We start from the raw sequence: 16,230 nt of genomic DNA, 5'->3' as shown, positions 1-16,230 counted from the left end.
TCGAAGACTGTTGTTGGAGGCTGGACTACTTGGACTCGGCGTCCGCAGCAGCGTCCGCCTCGCCCTCGGCCTCGGCGACGACCTCGGCCGTCTCAGCCTCGGTCGCCTCGGTCTCGACAGCGTCGGACTCGCCCTCGGCGATGATGTCGGCAGAGTCTGCCTTCGCCTCGGCCAGGTCGGCGTCCGCTGCCTTGGTGGTCTCGGCGCTCGACTGGACCTCGTCGGTGCCCTGGAGGAGCTCCTGCTCCCACTCGGCCAGCGGCTCGGTGGGCTCAGCGCCCTCCTCGGGCTTCTGGTGACGCTGGATGAGGCCCTCGGCCGCCGCGTCGGCGACGATGCGGGTCAGCAGCGTGACGGAGCGGATGGCGTCGTCGTTGCCCGGGATCGGGTACTGGACCTCGTCCGGGTCGCAGTTCGTGTCGAGGATGCCGATGACCGGAATGCCCAGCTTCTTGGCCTCGTCGATCGCGAGGTGCTCCTTCTTGGTGTCGACCACCCAGAGCGCGCTCGGAGTCTTGCTGAGGTTGCGGATGCCGCCGAGCGACTTGTGGAGCTTGTCCAGCTCGCGCTTCTTGATCAGCAGTTCCTTCTTGGTGAAGCCGCTGGTGGTGCCCTCGAAGTCGAGCTCCTCGAGCTCCTTCATGCGAGCGAGGCGCTTGGACACGGTCTGGAAGTTGGTCAGCAGACCACCCAGCCAGCGCTGGTTGACGTAGGGCTGGCCCACGCGGGTCGCCTGCTCGGCGATCGCCTGCTGGGCCTGCTTCTTGGTGCCGACGAAGAGGATGGTGCCGCCGTGGGCGACGGTCTCGCGGACGAAGTCGTACGTCTTGTCGATGTACGCGAGCGACTGCTGCAGGTCGATGATGTAGCTGCCCGAGCGCTCGGTGAGGATGAAGCGCTTCATCTTCGGGTTCCAGCGGCGGGTCTGGTGCCCGAAGTGGACGCCGCTGTCGAGCAGCTGGCGCATGGTTACGACGGCCATAGCCGTTCTCCTTTTGCTTGCGGTTGTCTGCGACGGCCGGCGGCCGTCACTCCTGGTGCCCCGCGCGCATCCGCACCCTTCCGCCCGCACAGTAAGACCGTGACGTGGAAGGGAGACCGGTGGATGCGCGTACCGCCTCCGCGAGGAGGCGCCCCTGCAGGTGTTGCTTGGCAGGATTGCGGGCACGCGTAGTCACCCCGACGAGCGGAGTGCTCCAAACAGCTTAGCAGGAAAGGGCGCTACGCCGAGTCGCCGGTCGACCGCACCTGCGGACCCCGGGCGCGGCCTCCGGCGTTCTTGAACAGGGTCTCGGCCTGCTCCAGCGCCATGCCGTTCGTCTCCGGGATCTTGAAGAAGACGAAGAAGAACGACAGGGCCGCGAAGATCGCGTACATGCCGTAGGTGAACGGCAGTGAGAAGTCCGACATCGGCGGGAAGGAGATGGTCACCAGGAAGTTGGCGATCCACTGCGCCGCAGCCGCGACGCCGAGTGCCTTTCCGCGGATGCGACTCGGGAAGATCTCGCCGAGCAGCACCCAGACCAGCGGGCCCCACGAGGCGCCGAAGCACACCACGAAGACGTTCGCCGCGATCAGCGCGACCGGACCCCAGGGATTCGGGAGGCTCACCACTCCGTCGTGTTTCTCCGCGAACGTGAAGGAGAGCGCCATGAGGCCGAGCGAGAGCGCCATGCCCACGGAGCCGGTGAGCAGGATCGGGCGGCGGCCGACGCGGTCCACGAGCAGGATGGCCACGATCGTGACCACCACGTTGGTGATCGAGGTGATGACCGTGATCAGGAGCGAGTTCTTCTCGGTGAACCCGACCGCCTGCCAGAGCGTCGTCGAGTAGTAGAAGATCACGTTGATGCCCACGAACTGCTGGAACACGGACAGGATGATGCCGATCCAGACGATCGGCTTCAGGCCGAAACGGTTGCCGACGAGAGTCGCCTTCGCGCCCTCGCGGTCCTCCTTGATCGCGTTCTCGATGTCGCCGATCTGGCGGTCGATGTCGCCTTCGGGCACCAGGGTCTCGAAAATGGCGCGCGCTTCGTCGTGGCGCCCGTTGGTGAGCAGGTAGCGCGGCGACTCCGGCAGGGTGAGGGCGAGAATCCCGTACACGACCGAGGGGATGACGCCGACGAGGAACATCCACCGCCACGCCTCGAGCCCGAGCCAGAGCTGGCTGGCGGCGGACCCGGCGATTCCGGCGAGCAGCGCGTCGGAGAGGAGTGCGACGAAGATACCGATGGTGATGGCGAGCTGCTGCAGCGAGGCGAGTCGTCCTCGCGACTGCCGGGGCGAGATCTCTGCGATGTAGGCCGGGGCGACGACCGACGCGATGCCGATGCCGAGGCCGCCGACGACGCGCCACAGGCCGAGGTCCCACGCGGAGAACGCGAGCCCCGCGCCGATGGAGCTGATGAGGAACAGGCCGGCTCCGAGCAGCATCACCTTGAGGCGCCCCCAGCGATCGGCGAGCCGACCCGCGACGAACGCGCCGACGGCGCAACCGAGCAGGGCGATGGCGACGATGAAGCCGGTGATGAAGGCATTCAGCCCGAAGTTCTTCTGGATCGAGTCGACCGCCCCGTTGATGACGGAGGAGTCGAAACCGAACAGGAATCCGCCGACCGCTGCTGCGATGGCGAGTCCGGTCACCCTGCGGCGCATCTTCGCCGTGGGCTGCGGTGCGTTGTCGTCGGCTGTTGCGGCTGGATTCCTGCGTTGTTCAGACATGTCATCCCTTTTTCGGTTGTACTCGCCCCGGTTTTCGCGTCACCCGCAGAGAGCGCCACGAGGGCGAACCACACGCTACGCCGTGAATCGGCCGGGGAGAACCTTCGGCCTGGCGCGTCCACAGGACCGTGCACGCACGGGTTCTCCACGGCTTCTCGCTGCGGCCCTGCGCCGAGGGCGGGAGGCCGGAAGAGTGGGTGAGGAGATTCCGGAGGTCAGGAGGTGTGCGGGATGCGACAGTACGGGGCACGGGAGGCGGCCTGGCCCGGGCGGCGGGGCGGCGGAAAGGGTCTGTTGGTGGCGGCAGTGCTCGCTGCAGTGGTGGTGTCGGCCGGTGCGAGTAGCGCCAGGGCCGCTCAGGGCTCGCCCAACGCGGTGACCGCCGGTGCCGCGGAGGTGACGGCCCGCGTCAGGGCTGCGTCGATCAGCGGCGGTGTGTGGGCTTGGCCGCTGCAACCGCCTGTGCTCACCGGTGCGTACGCCGCCCCGCCCACGCGGTACGCCGCAGGCCATCGGGGAATCGACCTTCAGGCAGGTCCCGGCGTTGTCGTCACCGCCCCAGACGACGCGGTGATCCGGTTCTCGGGAATGGTGGTGGACCGGCCCGTGGTGACGTTGGATCACGGCGGCGGAGTGCTCTCGAGCTACGAGCCGGTTGAGTCGGAGGCGCCGGTGGGGTCCGTCGTCGGCCGTGGTGCCGTGGTGGGCACAGTCGCGTCTGGAGGTCACTGCGACGCACGCTGCTTGCATGTCGGCGTGCGGGTCGACGGCGAGTACGTATCGCCTCTGCTGTTCTTCTCGCGGGTGGAGCCGGCGATCCTGCTCCCGCTCGGTGGCGGCTAGCGGAGGGGCGCTCAGGCCCGTGGGTGCGCGATCCGGTATGCCTCCTTGAGGCGCTCCGTGGAGACGTGCGTGTAGATCTGCGTCGTCCCGAGGCTGGCGTGACCGAGCAGCTCCTGCACGGCGCGCAGGTCCGCTCCCCCGTCGAGCAGGTGCGTGGCCGCGGTGTGGCGAAGTGCGTGTGGACCCGATGGCCCGCGCCCCGGAATGTCGGCGAGGAGCCCGGCCACGAGCTCGTACACGGCGCGACTGCCGAGCCGTGCGCCGCGCGAGCCCAGGAACAGCGCGGGCCCGGAGGCCGCGACGGCGAACCTCGGGCGCCCGGACTGAAGCCAGACGCGGAGGGCGCGGAGGGCGGGAACCCCGAACGGGACCACCCGCTCCTTGGAGCCCTTGCCGATGACCCTCACGGTGAGACGGTCGAGGTCGACGTCGTCGACATCGAGCCCGGTGAGCTCGGAGACACGAATGCCTGCCGCGTACAACAGCTCGACCACGGCGACATCGCGGAGCGCACCGGGATCTCCCTCGTCCGCCCGCGCCGCCAGCTGCTCGAGGATGCCATCGATCTGCTCGCGGGTGATGACGCGCGGCAGGGTCTTGTCCGCCTTCGGAGCGCGCAGCCGGGCGGCGGCGTCCGCCGGCACGCCAGCCACGCCTCCCGCGGCGCCGTCGTTCATTGTCATGTCGTTCGCAGCGGATTCCGCCGCCGTACCCGAGCGTGCGAGCCACGCGCTGAATCCCCGAGCGGAGGCCGAGCGCCGGGCGAGCGTGGCTTTCGCCAGCCCGCGCTGCGACCCCTCCCACAGCCAGTCGCGATAGAGGTCCAGCGTCAGGCCGGAGGGCGAGTCGACGCCCTTCCCCGCCGCGAAGGCGGTGAGCGCCGTCAGGTCGGCCCGGTACGCTCGCACCGTCTGCGGCGAGTACCCTCGCTCGACGCGCAGGTGGCGCTCGTACGCGTCGATGGCGGCGGGCAGGTTCACCTCCCCAGCATCCATCCGCACACGGACGGGACGGGGCAGCGACGCGCGGGCCGCCCACTACAGGCACTTCCTCTCGGTGAGCGACCATCCGCCCCCGCTCTCGCGTGCCCGACCGGCGAGGTCGAGGCGTCCGAGGACGGCCGCCACCGTCGCGAACGGCAGCGCGGACCGAGCCGCGATCTCGTCAGCGCTCGCCCCGCGGGTGCGAGTCAGTTCCGAGAGCACCGTCCGTTCCTCGGTCGATCCGCCGTCGGGTGACGGCGCCTGTGGCGAGACCGGGTCGGGCGGCGAGCCGGCACCCAACGGGTCCGCGAGCTCCGCCATCTCGTCCGGGGTTGTCACGCACGTGGCCGCGTACTCACGGATCAGCCGATGGCAGCCGGCGGACGCGGGCGACAGGACGCTGCCCGGCACCGCACCCAGCGGCCGACCCATCTGCGCGGCGTGCCCTGCCGTGTTGAGCGACCCGGAGCGGCGACCCGCTTCCACGACGATCGTTGCGCTCGCAGAAGCGGCGATCAGCCTGTTCCGCATGAGGAAACGCCACCGCGTCGGCGCGGACCCGGGAGGGAGCTCGGCGACCAGGACTCCCTCCGCAGCGATCCGCCGCAGCAGCTCGCTGTTGCCCGCCGGGTAGAGACGATCCGCTCCTCCCGCCAGGAAAGCGACGGTCAGGCCCCCGCTCGCCAACGTTGCCCGATGCGCCGCGGCGTCGATCCCGTAGGCTCCGCCCGACACGATCACGAAGCCGCGATCCGAGAGGGCCGCTGCGCTCTCCATGGCGACGTGCTCACCGTATTCGGTCGATGCCCGCGCGCCGACGAGGGCAATGGACCGGCCCAGGCGGCCGAAATGTCCTGGGTCGCCTCGGATCCACAGCGCCAGAGGAGGTCCATCGTCGAGAGCGACCAGGCCCTCCGGCCACCAGTGCGAGTCCGGGGTGAGCAATCGTGCGCCGATCCGCTGCGCTCTCTCGAGCGCCCGTGCCGACTCCGCCAGGGACAAGCGTGCCCGCCAGCGGGCGAACGCCTCGCCGACCCGACGCACCAGCTGGGCATCCAACTCGCCGTCGCCCCGGGACGTCTGGCCCAGCAGTGCAACCCCTTCTACCTCGTCCGCGCCTGCCGCGTATTCGCCGGAGAGCGCCGGTGCAAGAACTGCTGCCGCATCCACTCCATCGATCAGTGCGCGAAGGAGGCCGACCGGCCCGAGCGCTTCGATCAGCCGACCCCCTTCCCGGTCTCCCGGCTCGATGGCCGTGCTGAGGGCGGCGCGCGCGAAGCGGTCCTCAGCGAGGGAGCCACTGCCTCCTGCGAATGCGCCCGGGTTGTCGTCCACGAGTACCGGTTCGAGAAGCCGATCGAGATCGTTTCGGCTCATTCCCGGTATGGCTGAACTCTCCCGTCTCGCCGGAGCGATTGCCGGTGTCCCGGCCCCGCCTTCCGGAGCGGCGAAGGCTGTCACCGCCCGCGTGTCGTGAGCCGCAGCAGGGGCGATGCAGTCTCCGTCCCGCTGGTCAGCCGTCGCGTCGACGCACACGTGCTGCGCGACCGCGCATCGGTCGCATGCGGCGCTCATGCGCCGATCCCGCGACGCAGGAACAGGGCGCGACCGACATGGTCCACGCCGGGAGTGGACGCCTCGTCGAGGTCCGCGAGCGTCCAGGCCAAGCGAAGCGTGCGATCGTAGCCGCGCATGGTGATGGCTCCGCGCTCCAGGGCTCGGTCGAGGGGCGCGATGGCTGTTGGGCCAAGGCGCCGCTCCCCCGACCGGAGCCAGCTCCCGGCGACATCCGCATTGCGGACCCATTCCGTGCCGCGGAGGCGCTCTTCGGCGCAGGCTCGTGCGGCCTGAACTCGCAGCCGAAGGTCGCCGCTGCTGCGCCCAGGAGCCTGCCCCTGAGAAGCAGACCTGAGCGCTGCCAGGCCCAACCGGCGAACCGTCAAGCGGATGTCGACGCGATCGATCAGCGGGCCCGACATGCGAGCCAGATACCGTCTTCGCGCCATCGGCGAGCACGTGCATTCAGCGTCGGACGAGCCGTAATGCCCGCACGGACAGGGATTGGAGGCAAGGATGAGCTGGAACCGTGCCGGATACGATGCGGTTCCGCGCGCTCTGTGGATCGTGATGCTGCCGTTCTCGAGGGGCTGCCGCAGCGCATCGAGCACCGAGGGCGGGAACTCGGCAGCTTCGTCCAGAAACAGAACACCGTGCGTCGCGCGAACGATCGCACCGGGCGTGATCCGTCCGCTTCCTCCGCCGACCAACGCCGCTGCCGAAGCGGTGTGATGCGGCGCTTCGAAGGGCGGCCGCCTGACGAGCTCCGCACCCACACCCAGCCCGGTGAGCGAGCGGATGCATGTCGCCTCGAGCGCATGCTCGTCGGACAGGTCCGGGAGCAGTGAGGGCAGCCGGCGAGCGAGCATGGTCTTGCCGGCGCCGGGCGGCCCCACCATCGAGAGGTGATGCCCGCCGGCTGCGGCGGCGACCAGCGCCTCCACGGCCTCCTCGTTGCCGGCCACCTCCGCCATGTCCGGCTCGGCGGCCGAGCGGACCTCAACGACGGGAGGCAGCACCGGGTCTTCGTCGACCGCATCGAACTCGGCACCGTGGACGATCGCCGCCGCCCGCAGCCCCGTGACACCGATCACCTCGATCCCGTCGACGAGCCCTGCTTCATCGGCGCTGCCGGCCGGGACGAGAACGCGGGCGAACCCGGCGTCGCGCGCGGCGAGCACCGCGGGAAGGACGCCCGGCACCGGCCTCAGCCGGCCATCCAGCCCGAGCTCCCCCAGATGCACAGCGCCAGCGGCCGCGTTCGGGGGAACCGATCCTGCTGCTGAGAGGGCGGCGATCGCTATCGCCAGATCGAACCCCGAACCCTGCTTGGGCAACGCGGCGGGCGACAAGTTGACAGTCAGCTTTTTCTGCGTGAGCGAGCAGCCCGCATTGACAGCGGCAGCGCCCACGCGTTTGCGGGACTCGCCGAGCGCCGTATCCGGAAGTCCGATGAGCACGAATGCCGGGAGGCCGGCCGAGATGTCGGCCTCCACTTCGACGACGTGCCCGCGCACGCCGTCGAGGGCGATGGCGAAGGTGCGTGCGAGCGCCATCAGACGATCCCGGTCAGGTGCTCGACCGTCGGGCGCTCGCTCCAGGCGTCCGTGACGGCCACGGCGTCGATCCGTACATCGGTCGAACCGGGGCCGCGTTCCCGGCACCACGCGGCGGCCAATCGGCGAAGGCGTGCAGCCTTGCGCGACGTGATCGCTTCGAACGGATGCCCGAACTCGAGCGACGAGCGCGTCTTCACTTCCGCGAAGACCATCGTCGAGCCGTCTCGCATGATCAGGTCGAGTTCGCCGGACGGACACCGCCAGTTCCGGTCGACCAACGCGTACCCGCGCTTCTGCAACCACTCCGCCGCGACCTGCTCGCCGCGTCGTCCCAATTCGTCTTTGTGTGCCATGTGAACCTCCGCGAACAGCCTCGCGGGGGTCGGAGACCGGCGGACGCGGGAGGGAGAATCTGTGGAGAAGGCGACCGCCTCCGCGGGTGTGAGCACCATCGCGAGCGCAGCACACCCCACCACACCACAGCGCGCCAACGGCTAGCGTTGACCCGCCCCCGACGGAAGGATCGCCATGCCCTGGCTCGGCCACCTGCTCCGGCATCGACGTGCCGGCGAGCAGTCGCTCTCCTGGCACACGCCGGGGCTGGACGCTCCCGCGTCGATCACGCTGACGAGCGCCGACTTCGCCGACGGTGCACCGATGCCCCGGCGCACGGCCGGCCGGCCCGTCGGCGACAACGTCTCACCAGCGCTGGAGTGGTCGGGCGTGCCCACAGACACGAAGCAGCTGGTGCTGATCGTCGAGGACAGGGACGTGCCCTTCTCGCGACCCATCGTGCACGCTGTGGCTCGCTTCGAACCGCGACTCACCCGCATCGGTCAGGGCGAGCTCGTTGCCGGCGCGATCCACGGCAATGGCGTCGGTGGATTCGGCCGGAAGGGGTATCACGGACCACGCCCGATCCCCGGACACGGCCCGCACACCTACGTCTTCCAGCTGTACGCGCTCGACCGCGCGATCCCCGGCGACGATTCGCTCCGGCCCTCTACCGTGGTCGCAGCCATTGCCGGCCACGTGCTGGCGCGGGGCCGGCTCGACGGCACGTACGAGCGCTGACCGCTCACGAGCGCTGACTGCTCACGAGCGCCGACTGCTCACTCGTCGAGCGCGAGTTCCTTCGGCAGCTCGAACTCTTTCGACGAGAGCTCCTCGATGTTGACGTCCTTGAAGGTCAGGACGCGCACGGACTTCACGAACCGGTCGGCACGGTACACATCCCACACCCACACGTCGTTCATCGTCAGTTCGAAGTAGAAGTCGTGCTCGGTGTCCCGTCGCACGAACTCCACCTCGTTGGCGAGATAGAAACGGCGCTCCGTCTCGATCACGTACTTGAACTGCGAGACGACGTCCCGGTACTCGCGATACAAAGCCAACTCGACCTCGCGGTCGTAGTCGTCGAACTCGTCTTCATCCATCGTTCCGCAAGTCTATGCCGGATGCGCCGCGAGCGCGTCCGCCCTCCGCGAAGCTGTGGACAACGTGCGGCCTGTGAACGGGAATTCGCGGCTACTGGGGGATGTCGATCAGCGCGGGCTGCTTCAGCCAGGTGAGCCGGTGCAGGGCGCTCGGCCCGAGCTCGGCGATCGCGGCGAAGTGCTCCACGGAGGAGTACCCCTTGTTGCTGGCCCAGCCATAGCCCGGATAGTCCTGATCGTGAGCGATCATCATCCGGTCGCGGTGCACCTTGGCGATGACCGAGGCTGCGGCGACCGATGCGCAGTCCCGATCCGCCTTGATCCGCGTCACGACCATCGCCGGCCGCATCAAGGCCGGATTGAGGTAGTCGTAGTTGCCGTCGAGGATGAGCGTGCTGTCGTGTACAACAGCACCCTGCTCCTCCAACTGGGCGAGTGCTCGCGCCCCGGCGAGGCCGAGGCAGCGCATGATCCCGAGCGAGTCGACCTCGGCAGCCGACGCCAGGCCCACCGCGTGGTGCATCGCCCACTTACGGCACAGCGGATCCAGGGTCTCCCTGACCGGTTCCGGCAGCAACTTCGAGTCGCGGAGACCCGGCGGGATGCGCTTCACCGCCGTGTCGATGACGACCATGCCGACCGCGACCGGACCGGCGAGGGCCCCGCGACCGACCTCGTCCACCCCCACGATCGAGGTGACCCCCTCGCGATAGAGGGCCTTCTCGAACCGCAGCGTCGGCGATACGGGGGTCATCATCCGCTCGTCACTCCTCCGCCTGTCGAACTGCTGAGGATCTCAGGATAAACGCTCGTCGGCCCCTGCGGCGTCCATGAAACGACCGAGCTCCCGGTCCGAAATCGGACCGGGAGCTCAGGATGCTCGTGGAAGCGGCGATCAGTTGTCGCGCTTCTCCTTGATCTTCGCCTTCTTGCCGCGAAGCTCGCGCAGGTAGTACAGCTTCGCGCGGCGCACGTCACCGCGGGTGACGACCTCGATCTTGTCGATCACCGGGGAGTGGACCGGGAAGGTGCGCTCGACGCCGACCTGGAAGCTGATCTTGCGGACCGTGAAGGTCTCGCGGACGCTCTCGCCGGAGCGGCCGATGACGACACCCTGGAAGACCTGGACACGAGAGCGGGTGCCCTCGATGATGTTCACGTGCACCTTGACGGTGTCGCCGGCGCGGAAGTCAGGGATGTCCTGCTTCAGAGACGCGGAGTCGAGCTGGTCGAGGATGTGCATGGCTGTTCGCTCTCTGTACCCGCCGCAGGTCGGGGACGGATTCTGGGGCCGGCTCCGATCAGGAGTGTCGGCCGTCTGGCTTCGGTATGTGGGTGTCCGCGAAAAGTGCTGGCTCCCCTGTGGCAGAGCCCGGCCGCGGCACAAGGGTCAATTCTGCCATGCGCGACCCCTGTTTGCCAAAGCGATGGGATGCGCGCGCCCCGGTCAGTCCCGGTCGCGTCGCTCCTCGATCACGATGTACTCCCCGTCATCGACCGAGTCTCTCGCGGGAGAGGCGGTCGCTTGGGGCTGCGCCGCCCGCTCGTAGGCGGCGAAGGTCTGCTGCACCCGCGCGCGCGTCTCGGTCAGAAGCTCCCAGATCGAGACCCAGAAGGTGGCGACGAAGAGCAGGATGCCGGCGACCGCGAACCATCCCGTCAGACCGCTCAGGAAGAACCCGAACCCGATGATGCTGAGGTGCCAGGCGGCGAAGAGGGCGACATCCCACCAGGAGACGGCTCGCCTCTCGCGGACACTCCCTCTCGCCATGACGATGCCGCTCACGATCAGCATGGCGATGAAGAGGATGGGGCACAGCACGAGCAGCCCGAGGAACGACCATCCGCTCCCCTGATGGAAGGCCGCCCAGCCGATCAAAAGCCACACGGGAAGCACCACGGCGGCTGGGAAGAGCCACCAGTAGAACGCCTTTCGGATGATCACGGCATCAGCGTACCTGCGGTCGCCTGTGCTGCGGCTGCGGGTTTGCCGCGCGCGCACCTGCGAGACTTGACCGGTACACGTCGAGAAGGAGAACCCGTGATCGAGCTGAGGACCCCCGCGGAGATCGAGCAGATGCGCCCGGCCGGGAGGTTCGTCGCGGAGGTGCTCGCCGAGACGGCCGCTGCCGCCCGCGTCGGTGTCAACCTGCTGGAGCTGGATGCGGTGGCCCACGAGCTGATCCGCCGGCGCGGCGCCGAGTCGTGCTACATCGATTACCACCCGTCGTTCGGCGCCAGCCCGTTCGGCAAGGTGATCTGCACCTCCGTCAATGACGCCGTGCTGCACGGGCTGCCGCACGACTATCGGCTGCAGGACGGCGACCTGCTCACGCTCGACTTCGCGGCGGCCGTGGACGGCTGGGTCGCCGACTCCGCTGTGAGCCTGGTCGTGGGAACACCGAGGGACGAAGATCTGCGACTCATCGACACCACGCGCCGGGCACTCGCCGCCGGCATCCAGGCGGCGCAGCCTGGCGGCAGGGTCGGCGACATCTCGGCCGCGATCGCCGCTGTCGCGCACACGGAGGGCTACTCCATCAACACTCAGTTCGGCGGCCACGGCGTCGGTCGGACGATGCACGGCGACCCGCACATCGCGAACGACGGGCGCGCCGGTCGCGGCTACCCGCTGCGCCCGGGACTCGTGATCGCGATCGAGCCGTGGTTCCTCGAGACGACGGACGAGATCTACACCGACCGCGACGGCTGGACGCTCCGCAGCGCCGACGGTTCGCGCGGCGCCCACTCCGAGCACACCATCGCGATCACCGACGACGGCCCCCTCATTCTCAGCGCTCCCTGACCCGCACCGGCTCCCTGACCCACACCGGCACTCACGGCAGCAGATCGGGACGCACGGCGCGCGTGCGGGCGAGCTGCTGCTCGCGGCGCCAGGCGTCGACGGCACCGTGGTTGCCGGAGAGCAGCACGGGCGGCACTTCACGGCCGCGCCAGACCGCCGGCTTGGTGTAGCTCGGGTACTCGAGCAGGCCATCCTCGTGCGACTCCTCCACGAGGCTCTCGGGGTTGCCGACGACCCCGGGGATGAGCCTCCCGATCGCCTCGATCATGGCCATGGTGGCGACCTCGCCCCCGTTGAGCACGTAGTCGCCGATGCTCATCAGTCGGACGCGCGCACGTCCTGCCGTCTCGTCGAACACCCGCTGGTCGATGCCCTCGTACCGCCCGCAGCCGAACACGAGCTGCTGCTCCTGGGCGAGCGCGCGCGCGGTCGCCTGAGTGAAGACCTCTCCGGCGGGCGACGGGAAGATCACGACAGGGTCGGACGCGTCGTTCAGGATGCTGTCCAGCGCCTCACCCCAAGGCTCCGGCTTCATGACCATCCCGGCGCCCCCGCCGTACGGGGTGTCGTCGACGGTACGGTGCCGGTCGTGCGTGAAGTCCCGGAGGTCGTGCACGCCCAGTTCGATCAACCCCGTCGTCCGGGCCTTGCCGAGGAGTGAGATGTCGAGCACATCGAAGAAGGTCGGGAAGATCGTGACGATGTCGATGCGCATCCCTGAATTCTAGGAGGCTACGCGGGGACGGCGACGAGTTCCCGGTCGCGCGGCACCAGCGGGGTGGCCACAGCCGGGCAGAGTGCGACCAGCGCGAATGCGAGCGGATAGCCCACCCAGCCGATGAGCGCGCCAACGGCCGGGCCGACGACGGATGCCGCGAGGAACTGCCCGGTGTTCTGCGTTCCGAGCGCCCGTCCCGACCAGAACGGGCCGGCGATCTCGGCGACGGACGTGTACGCGAGACCGTTGTCGGCCACCGTGACGATGGCAGCGACGATGAGGATGACCGCAGCCGCCACCGAACCGAGGGCGGAGGCCGCCGCCATCGACAGCATCACCCCCACCGCGCACAGCGAGACCCAGCGCAGCGGTCGCAGGTGACTGCCGACCCGGTCGCTGAGCAGACCCACGCCGATGCGCCCGATCGCCCCGGCGAACTGGCTGACGCCGATCACCAGCCCCGCGGCGAGCGACGAGAAGTGCAGTTGCGAGACCAGCCAGACCAGCCCGAACGTGGAGACCGTGAACTGCGGCACCACGAGCAGCATCGAGACCCCGTGGATGCGCCAGAGCAGCGACGTCTCCCGGTAGGGCCGCCATGCCGCCTGCGGGTGGGCGGCCTCACCGTCGGCCGCCCGGCGGGGCGGCCGAGGAGGATCGACGATCCCGACGGCGCACAGCACAGCTGACACTCCGCACAGCACCGCAGGGACGACGAGTGCCGCCGCGATACCGCCGGACTGCGCCAGCAGGGGGACGCTGATGGCCGCGACCGCCACGCCGAGCGGCTGACACATCTGCCGGATGCCCATGGCCAGCCCGCGTCGTTCCTTGGGGAACCAGCCGATCACCACCCGGCCGCTCGCAGCGTTCGGGCTGGCGGAGGCCATCCCGCCGACCAGGAACAGCGCACCGAGCGCCACGTAGGAGTCGACGAACATCGCGGCGACCGCCGCCAGCGCCGTGATCGCGAGGCCGGATGCGATCACCCACCGTTCGCCGATCCGGTCGCTCAGCGCCCCCCAGGCGATCAGGGTGAGCACAAGGCCGAGGGTGGGCGTGGAGGCGAGCAGCCCCGCCTGCGCGAGGCTCAGCCCCCGCTCGGTGTGCAGCAGCGGGATGAGGAACGCCGGCGTCGACACGAAGACCGTCGAACTCGCCTGGGCGAGCACGCCGAAGGCGAGCATGAGCCAGGGGCGCGGACGGCGTGCGATTCGACGGTTCACGGGTATACCCTAGCGGTATACCAAGCCGGTATACCAAAGGAGGGTCATGTCAGAGCAGCCGCAGGTGTACGCACGACTGCGCGCCCAGATCCTCGACCTCGACCGCGTCCCCGGGTCCCGTCTCACCGAGCGGGGCCTGGAGGCCGAGCTCGGCGCATCCCGCACTCCGCTCCGTGCTGCGCTCATGCGCCTGGAGGGGGAGGGACTCGTCGCACGCGACGGCCGCGCCTGGCAGGTCTCCCCCATCGACCTCGGCGAGATCGCGCGCCTCAGCGAGGTGCGAGATGCCGTGGAGACGGCCGCCGCACGGCTCAGCTGCGCGCGTGCCTCGGACAGCGACATCGCTGCACTCGCGGTACAGGCGGATCGGATCGATCACAGCGCGACGACCGACGACGCCGTCCGCGCGGGCACCGACTTCCACGTTCGCCTCGCCGCTCTCTCGGGCAACCACTTCTTCGCCGATGCGGTCGACTCGGCCATGACACGGCTCGCCCGCGCGCGCTGGCTCGTCGCCCGCGATGAGGAGGCCTGGGAGGAGCACCGCCAGATCGTGGCGCTCGTCGCCGCGCGAGATGCCGACGCGGCGGCCGAACTCATCCACGAGCATGTCGTCGGCACGCATGCGCGGCTATCGGCGGCACTGGATGCGGACGCTCGGACACTGCGCGGGCGCGGGCTGGCCATCGTCTCCTGACGGGAACCGCGGCTAGCCCACGACGTCGGCGACGGGAACGATCCGCACCAGGTCGTCAGCACCGGTGTACAGGTGGGGAGCGCCACTTCGGCACCGCTCCAACCCGCCTCGGCAAGGCGGATAGCTGCGGAGGCATCGATCACGTAGGCGGTCATGCCGCATTCTGACCATGCCCCCGACGCAAAAGGAAGAGGGCGACCCGTACGGGTCGCCCTCTCAGTCTTCGTCGCGCGTCGGCGTCTGTTCTGCCTCGCCGTCCGGAGCGGGTTCTTCGTCACTCGCGGACTCGATGTCGCCCGCGGGTTCCGGCTCGTCGTCCGGCAGGTCCTCGAAGAGCCCCGCCGGCGGCGTCAACGTCACGGTGCCGGCGGTGATGTCGACCTCGGGCACGATGGCCTTCACGAACGGCACGAGGACCTCCCCGTTCGGCGTAGCGACAGCCAGCAGATCCTGCGCCGGAAGGTGGTCGACACGCGCGATGCGGCCGACGGTCACTCCGTCGCGGACAGCGTCCAGACCGACCAGCTGGTGGTCGTACCAGGCGTCGTCCTCGTCCGGCAGCTGCTTCTCGTCCTGGCTCACCCAGAGGATCGCCTTGACAAGGGTCTCAGCCTCGTCGCGGTCGTCGACGCCGGCGAAGAAGCCGACAGCGTGGCCGTTGTACCAGCGCAGCTCCGTGAGCTCGAGCGTCTTGCCGTGCCACTTGGATGCGGTGGGCACCTGGAGGGTGAACACCGCACCCGGGACGAACCGCTTCTCGGGCTCGTCCGTGAACAGTTCCAGCTTGAGCGCGCCCTTGAGACCGTGCGCCTTGGTGAGGCGCCCCACGCGCAGCTCGGTCTGGCCGGGCCGGGGAGCGACGTCCTTGCGGGGCAGTTTGTGGTCTGCCACCTCAGTCGTCGACGACGTCGACGCGAACGCGACGGCCATCGGCCAGCGCGGCCACGAGAGTGCGGAGCGCTTTCGCCGTGCGGCCGGAACGGCCGATCACCCGGCCGAGGTCCTCGGGATTCACGCGAATCTCGAGGACCTCGCCACGCGGGGAGCTCTTGGCCACGACGTGGACGTCGTCAGGGTGATCGACGATCCCCTTGACCAGGTGCGTGAGCGCGGGTGCGAGCAAGACGTCAGGCCTTCTCGTCGGCGTCGGCGATGGCCTCGGCCTCGGCGACGACCTCGGCCTCAGCGGCCTCTTCGGACTCGACCTCGGCCTCGACGACGGCCGCAGCCTCGGCGGTGACCTTCTCGGCCTTGGGCTTCAGGACCGGCTTCTTCTTCTCGTCGGCGACGAACTCGGCCTTGCCCTCGGCGACCCGGACGGTGCTGACAGCGTTCTTGTCGCCCTTGAAGCGGCCCCAGTCGCCCGTGAGCTTCAGCAGCGCGGCGACCTGCTCGGTCGGCTGGGCGCCGACGCCGAGCCAGTACTGCGCACGCTCGGAGTCGACCTCGATGCGCGAGGGCTCCTCGGTCGGGTGGTACAGACCGATCTCCTCGATCACACGACCATCGCGCTTGGTGCGCGAGTCGGCGACGACGATGCGGTAGTACGGAGCGCGGATCTTGCCCAGGCGCTTCAGACGGATTTTGACGGCCACGATTCTCCTGTATGAGTGGATGCGTTGTGTCGAACTGACTGCCGTGGGCGTGGGGGCACACGCGGCAGGAGGTCTAATGTTCGTCC

Annotated in this window: 19 protein-coding genes; 4 read left to right on the top strand and 15 right to left on the bottom strand. The window is 69.3% G+C overall.

Features of this window, described 5'->3' with window-relative positions:
• Nucleotides 1–25: 25 nt before the first annotated feature.
• Both rpsB and AB4Y74_RS06940 read right to left on the bottom strand, forming a co-directional pair.
• Nucleotides 26–982: a 30S ribosomal protein S2 gene (gene rpsB, locus AB4Y74_RS06945; RefSeq protein ID WP_441798379.1), complete on the bottom strand. Its 957-nt coding sequence runs from the start codon at nt 980–982 to the stop codon at nt 26–28.
• Between the two features lie 239 nt (nt 983–1,221).
• Nucleotides 1,222–2,724, bottom strand: a complete 1,503-nt coding sequence (locus tag AB4Y74_RS06940; protein ID WP_441798378.1) for a sugar porter family MFS transporter — start codon at nt 2,722–2,724, stop codon at nt 1,222–1,224.
• Nucleotides 2,725–2,955: 231 nt separating this feature from the next.
• Here AB4Y74_RS06940 and AB4Y74_RS06935 point away from each other — a divergent pair, with 231 nt between their 5' ends.
• Entirely contained in the window at nt 2,956–3,567 is a 612-nt protein-coding gene (locus tag AB4Y74_RS06935; protein WP_441798377.1) for a murein hydrolase activator EnvC family protein, read from the top strand.
• Between the two features lie 11 nt (nt 3,568–3,578).
• Here AB4Y74_RS06935 and AB4Y74_RS06930 read toward each other — a convergent pair whose 3' ends face one another.
• From AB4Y74_RS06930 to AB4Y74_RS06915, 4 genes are all read right to left on the bottom strand, one after another.
• Complete coding sequence (locus AB4Y74_RS06930) at nt 3,579–4,547, bottom strand: tyrosine recombinase XerC (RefSeq protein ID WP_441798376.1); 969 nt, start codon at nt 4,545–4,547, stop codon at nt 3,579–3,581.
• A gap of 57 nt (nt 4,548–4,604) precedes the next feature.
• Nucleotides 4,605–5,927 (bottom strand): DNA-processing protein DprA, encoded by a 1,323-nt coding sequence (dprA, locus tag AB4Y74_RS06925; protein ID WP_441798375.1) that lies wholly within the window; start codon nt 5,925–5,927, stop codon nt 4,605–4,607.
• 194 nt (nt 5,928–6,121) lie between these two features.
• The gene (locus AB4Y74_RS06920) at nt 6,122–7,663 is read right to left on the bottom strand and encodes a YifB family Mg chelatase-like AAA ATPase (protein WP_441798374.1); all 1,542 of its coding nucleotides are present in this window, start codon (nt 7,661–7,663) and stop codon (nt 6,122–6,124) included.
• Nucleotides 7,663–8,019: a YraN family protein gene (locus AB4Y74_RS06915; protein WP_441798373.1), complete on the bottom strand. Its 357-nt coding sequence runs from the start codon at nt 8,017–8,019 to the stop codon at nt 7,663–7,665. Before AB4Y74_RS06915 ends, AB4Y74_RS06920 begins: the two co-directional genes overlap by 1 nt.
• 175 nt (nt 8,020–8,194) lie before the next feature.
• Between AB4Y74_RS06915 and AB4Y74_RS06910 the strand changes: the two genes are divergently transcribed.
• Complete coding sequence (locus tag AB4Y74_RS06910; protein WP_441798372.1) at nt 8,195–8,740, top strand: YbhB/YbcL family Raf kinase inhibitor-like protein; 546 nt, start codon at nt 8,195–8,197, stop codon at nt 8,738–8,740.
• A 38-nt stretch (nt 8,741–8,778) separates the two neighbouring features.
• Here AB4Y74_RS06910 and AB4Y74_RS06905 read toward each other — a convergent pair whose 3' ends face one another.
• From AB4Y74_RS06905 to AB4Y74_RS06890, 4 genes are all read right to left on the bottom strand, one after another.
• Nucleotides 8,779–9,102, bottom strand: coding sequence for a DUF2469 family protein (locus AB4Y74_RS06905; RefSeq protein ID WP_018190696.1), 324 nt, complete (start codon nt 9,100–9,102; stop codon nt 8,779–8,781).
• Between the two features lie 91 nt (nt 9,103–9,193).
• The gene (locus AB4Y74_RS06900) at nt 9,194–9,856 is read right to left on the bottom strand and encodes a ribonuclease HII (RefSeq protein ID WP_441798371.1); all 663 of its coding nucleotides are present in this window, start codon (nt 9,854–9,856) and stop codon (nt 9,194–9,196) included.
• A 141-nt stretch (nt 9,857–9,997) separates the two neighbouring features.
• Complete coding sequence (gene rplS / locus AB4Y74_RS06895; RefSeq protein WP_374010834.1) at nt 9,998–10,345, bottom strand: 50S ribosomal protein L19; 348 nt, start codon at nt 10,343–10,345, stop codon at nt 9,998–10,000.
• 204 nt (nt 10,346–10,549) lie between these two features.
• On the bottom strand, nt 10,550–11,047 hold the full coding sequence (locus AB4Y74_RS06890) for a hypothetical protein (protein WP_441798370.1): 498 nt from the start codon (nt 11,045–11,047) through the stop codon (nt 10,550–10,552).
• A gap of 96 nt (nt 11,048–11,143) precedes the next feature.
• On the opposite strand from AB4Y74_RS06890, the gene map reads away from it, so the two are divergent.
• Nucleotides 11,144–11,908, top strand: a complete 765-nt coding sequence (map, locus tag AB4Y74_RS06885) for a type I methionyl aminopeptidase (RefSeq protein ID WP_441798369.1) — start codon at nt 11,144–11,146, stop codon at nt 11,906–11,908.
• Nucleotides 11,909–11,939: 31 nt separating this feature from the next.
• Here the strand turns inward: map and trmD are convergent, their stop codons facing one another.
• Together trmD and AB4Y74_RS06875 are read right to left on the bottom strand one after the other, a co-directional pair.
• Nucleotides 11,940–12,623: a tRNA (guanosine(37)-N1)-methyltransferase TrmD gene (trmD, locus tag AB4Y74_RS06880; protein ID WP_441798368.1), complete on the bottom strand. Its 684-nt coding sequence runs from the start codon at nt 12,621–12,623 to the stop codon at nt 11,940–11,942.
• A 17-nt stretch (nt 12,624–12,640) separates the two neighbouring features.
• Nucleotides 12,641–13,813 (bottom strand): MFS transporter, encoded by a 1,173-nt coding sequence (locus AB4Y74_RS06875; RefSeq protein ID WP_441800405.1) that lies wholly within the window; start codon nt 13,811–13,813, stop codon nt 12,641–12,643.
• Nucleotides 13,814–13,898: 85 nt separating this feature from the next.
• On the opposite strand from AB4Y74_RS06875, the gene AB4Y74_RS06870 reads away from it, so the two are divergent.
• The gene (locus AB4Y74_RS06870) at nt 13,899–14,549 is read left to right on the top strand and encodes a GntR family transcriptional regulator (protein ID WP_441798367.1); all 651 of its coding nucleotides are present in this window, start codon (nt 13,899–13,901) and stop codon (nt 14,547–14,549) included.
• A 216-nt stretch (nt 14,550–14,765) separates the two neighbouring features.
• Here the strand turns inward: AB4Y74_RS06870 and rimM are convergent, their stop codons facing one another.
• Genes rimM through rpsP form a run of 3 tightly spaced genes read right to left on the bottom strand, consistent with a single transcriptional unit; the run spans nt 14,766 to nt 16,144 of the window.
• Complete coding sequence (gene rimM / locus AB4Y74_RS06865; protein WP_441798366.1) at nt 14,766–15,479, bottom strand: ribosome maturation factor RimM; 714 nt, start codon at nt 15,477–15,479, stop codon at nt 14,766–14,768.
• Complete coding sequence (locus AB4Y74_RS06860) at nt 15,442–15,672, bottom strand: RNA-binding protein (RefSeq protein ID WP_090042196.1); 231 nt, start codon at nt 15,670–15,672, stop codon at nt 15,442–15,444. The genes rimM and AB4Y74_RS06860 overlap by 38 nt, the downstream gene beginning before the upstream one ends.
• A gap of 4 nt (nt 15,673–15,676) precedes the next feature.
• Nucleotides 15,677–16,144 (bottom strand): 30S ribosomal protein S16, encoded by a 468-nt coding sequence (rpsP, locus tag AB4Y74_RS06855; RefSeq protein WP_441798365.1) that lies wholly within the window; start codon nt 16,142–16,144, stop codon nt 15,677–15,679.
• Nucleotides 16,145–16,230 lie beyond the last annotated feature (86 nt).

Source organism: Leifsonia sp. RAF41 (assembly GCF_052114085.1).
Lineage (GTDB): Bacteria > Actinomycetota > Actinomycetes > Actinomycetales > Microbacteriaceae > Leifsonia.
The sequence above is the reverse complement of the archived record's forward strand: the minus strand, read 5'-3'. Positions and strand labels throughout refer to the sequence as shown.

Bases quoted from the DNA above. Each gene is read 5' to 3' on its own strand.
- rpsB (WP_441798379.1), bottom strand. From the start codon at position 982: ATGGCCGTCGTAACCATGCGCCAGCTGCTCGACAGCGGCGTCCACTTC.
- AB4Y74_RS06940 (WP_441798378.1), bottom strand. From the start codon at position 2,724: ATGTCTGAACAACGCAGGAATCCAGCCGCAACAGCCGACGACAACGCA.
- AB4Y74_RS06935 (WP_441798377.1), top strand. From the start codon at position 2,956: ATGCGACAGTACGGGGCACGGGAGGCGGCCTGGCCCGGGCGGCGGGGC.
- dprA (WP_441798375.1), bottom strand. From the start codon at position 5,927: ATGAGCCGAAACGATCTCGATCGGCTTCTCGAACCGGTACTCGTGGAC.
- AB4Y74_RS06920 (WP_441798374.1), bottom strand. From the start codon at position 7,663: ATGGCGCTCGCACGCACCTTCGCCATCGCCCTCGACGGCGTGCGCGGG.
- AB4Y74_RS06915 (WP_441798373.1), bottom strand. From the start codon at position 8,019: ATGGCACACAAAGACGAATTGGGACGACGCGGCGAGCAGGTCGCGGCG.
- AB4Y74_RS06910 (WP_441798372.1), top strand. From the start codon at position 8,195: ATGCCCTGGCTCGGCCACCTGCTCCGGCATCGACGTGCCGGCGAGCAG.
- AB4Y74_RS06905 (WP_018190696.1), bottom strand. From the start codon at position 9,102: ATGGATGAAGACGAGTTCGACGACTACGACCGCGAGGTCGAGTTGGCT.
- AB4Y74_RS06900 (WP_441798371.1), bottom strand. From the start codon at position 9,856: ATGACCCCCGTATCGCCGACGCTGCGGTTCGAGAAGGCCCTCTATCGC.
- rplS (WP_374010834.1), bottom strand. From the start codon at position 10,345: ATGCACATCCTCGACCAGCTCGACTCCGCGTCTCTGAAGCAGGACATC.
- trmD (WP_441798368.1), bottom strand. From the start codon at position 12,623: ATGCGCATCGACATCGTCACGATCTTCCCGACCTTCTTCGATGTGCTC.
- AB4Y74_RS06875 (WP_441800405.1), bottom strand. From the start codon at position 13,813: ATGCTCGCCTTCGGCGTGCTCGCCCAGGCGAGTTCGACGGTCTTCGTG.
- AB4Y74_RS06870 (WP_441798367.1), top strand. From the start codon at position 13,899: ATGTCAGAGCAGCCGCAGGTGTACGCACGACTGCGCGCCCAGATCCTC.
- rimM (WP_441798366.1), bottom strand. From the start codon at position 15,479: ATGGCCGTCGCGTTCGCGTCGACGTCGTCGACGACTGAGGTGGCAGAC.